General features: G+C 42.5%; 1 protein-coding gene. It reads left to right on the top strand.

Annotated features, from left to right (window positions below):
- Window positions 1–141: 141 nt before the first annotated feature.
- Window positions 142–2,847, top strand: a 2,706-nt coding sequence (locus tag ABD859_RS24135; protein WP_345147437.1) for a DUF6443 domain-containing protein, incomplete at its 3' end; no start/stop codon positions are given.

Raw genomic sequence — 2,847 nt, 5'->3', positions numbered from 1 at the left:
GTAAGCACTATAACAGATCCAAAAGGAGCCACCACAACTTATACCTATGACAGTTTTGGAAGACTTGAGTCTGTAAGGGATAATAATGGAAATATCCTTTCTGAGAACCAGTATAATTACAAACACTAAACCAAAAGCATCATGAAAAATCTAATAAAATTCCTTTTGGTTTTATTCCCTTTATCGGCAATAAGCCAGACGCAGAGCGAAAACTATGTTAAAACAGTAAAATACAAGGTGCCCAGCACCCAGCTTATACCATCGCCTTCTATTTCACAGGCTTCTCAGAACATCACCTATTTTGACGGTCTGGGAAGACCTGTACAGCAGACTGCTTCCCAGCAGTCCAAATCAGGAATGGACATTATCACCCATATTGAATATGATGGTTTTGGAAGACAGCTCGAAGAATACCTGCCATTTAAAGCTGAAACCTCTAATATGGCTTTTGATCCGCTGGCCAGACAAAAAGTGATCTCTTATTACGGCACGCCGGACCCTGTTGTTAATGGAAATCCAAACCTGGAAGCCACCGGGTATCCTTTCAGCCGAAAAGAACTCGAGGCTTCTCCGCTGAACCGTGTACTTAAACAGGCCGCTCCGGGTAATGACTGGAGGTCAGGAACAGGACATGAAATCAAGATGGATTATCAGGCCAATGGTGTCTCAGAAGTAAGGCTCTTTAATGCGGTTACCTCCTGGAATGCCTCATCAGGACTCTACGATATAACCCTGTTAAGCAATGGATATTACGATATCAACGAGCTTTATAAAACCATAACCTATGATGAGAATACGGAGGCTTCTCCGCTTGAAGCCAATGGATCGACCGTTGAATTCAAAAACAAAGAAGGACAGGTTGTTTTAAAAAGAACTTATGATGCACAGACAGCGCATGATACTTATTACGTTTATGATATTTACGGTAACCTGGCTTATGTACTGCCTCCTAAAGCGGTTGATTTAATAAACGGATCTTCAGCCCTGCAGGCAGACATCACTTCAACTGCTGTGGTGAGTCCGGGACAAACCCTGAACCTGACTGCTTCAAATTCGATCACGCTTCTTCCTGGATTTCATGCACAGGCAGGAAGCACCTTTACAGCAGTTATCAATAACGGCACACAGACTGTATTAAACGATTTATGTTATCAATATAAGTATGATTACCGCAGCAGGCTTGCTGAGAAAAAACTCCCTGGAAAACAATGGGAATTTATAGTGTATGACAAACTGGACAGACCCGCTGCCACAGGACCGGCAGACTCTCCTTTCTCGGATTCTGCTTCAAAGGGATGGATTATAACCAAGTATGACCCTTTCAATCGTCCGGTGTACACCGGATGGGCACAGCATGCACCGGCTGATGCGGCTGGAAGAGCTTCGCTTCAGTCGGCTCAGAACAGTGCACCGGTCATTAACGAAAGTAAGCTTGCCGGGGGAACCCTTGACGGAATCCCAGCTTATTACACCAATAATGTTTCGCCTTCAGCTTTTAAACTGCTGACCGTAAACTATTATGATAATTATGCTTTTCCGGGCATTGCTGCCATAACAGTACCGGTAAGTGTAGAAGGACAGAATGTTTTAAGCACTGCCCAGATTAAAGGACTCGCATCAGGATCATGGACAAGGGTGCTTACCACGGCTGCTGAGGCTCTGGGAGAAATCAATGCCGTATTTTATGATGATAAAGCAAGGCCGGTTAGAAATTATACCTTAAATCATTTAGGAGGGTATACTAATACGGATACTAAACTGGATTTTTCAGGCAAAACAGAATATGCTCTTACCAGACATAAAAGGACAGCCTCAAATGCTGAACTGATAACCAGGGATGTTTTCACTTATTCTGCCCAGGACCGTTTAATGACCCAGACCCATCAGATAAACAACGGTGCTGTTGAGCTTATTGCTTCCAATACCTATGATGAGCTTGGACAGCTGATTTCTAAAAAAGTCGGCAATACCCAAGCTGCTCCGGTGCAGAATATTAATTACACCTACAACATCAGGGGATGGCTTACAGCAGTTAATGATATCAGCACCCTGGCAAAACCAGGAGATCCTAAAGATTTGTTTGCTTTTAAAATTAATTACAACAGCCCGACAGGCGTAAGCGGTGCCGGCGCACTCTATAACGGAAACATTTCTGAAACCCAATGGGCCTCAAACTCAGACAACGGCGTTTTAAGAGGATACGGATATAAATATGATAACCTAAACCGTCTAAAAGAAAGCATATTTACAAAAGCAAACACGGTAAGCAATGCTTACAATGAAGCTTTATGGTATGATAAAAACGGAAATATTACCAGCCTTACCCGCAACGGAAACAGCGAAACAGCCCAGGCTGTTGACAATCTGTCTTATACGTATGCTGGTGAGAGCAACCGTCTGGTTAAAGTTTCAGACACCAGCCGCAAAGATTTAGGTTTTATTGACGGAACTAACACCGGAGATGATTATACTTATGACCTTAACGGGAACATGATCTCTGATGCTAACAAAAACATTACAGCGATCACTTACAACCATTTAAACCTGCCAATTAAAATTACTTTTGCCTCAGCAGGGAATATTGTTTATATTTACAATGCAGCAGGGCAAAAGGTGCAGAAAATCGTCAATAACACCGGAGCGCCTAATGCTGTAATTACAGATTATCTGGCAGGGTATCAATATGAGAACGGCATCCTGAAGTTTTTACCCACAGCTGAAGGCTACGCAGAACCTGAGGCGGGTTCTTATAAATATGTTTATCAGTATAAAGACCATCTGGGGAATATCCGTTTGAGTTATGATAAAAATCTGACTATTAAAGAAGAAAACAATTATTACCCTTTT

Origin of the sequence: Flavobacterium ginsengiterrae, from assembly GCF_039539785.1 — a bacterium.
Taxonomy (GTDB): domain Bacteria; phylum Bacteroidota; class Bacteroidia; order Flavobacteriales; family Flavobacteriaceae; genus Flavobacterium; species Flavobacterium ginsengiterrae.
Note: the sequence above shows the minus strand (reverse complement) of the source record. Positions and strands in the feature narration are given on the sequence as shown.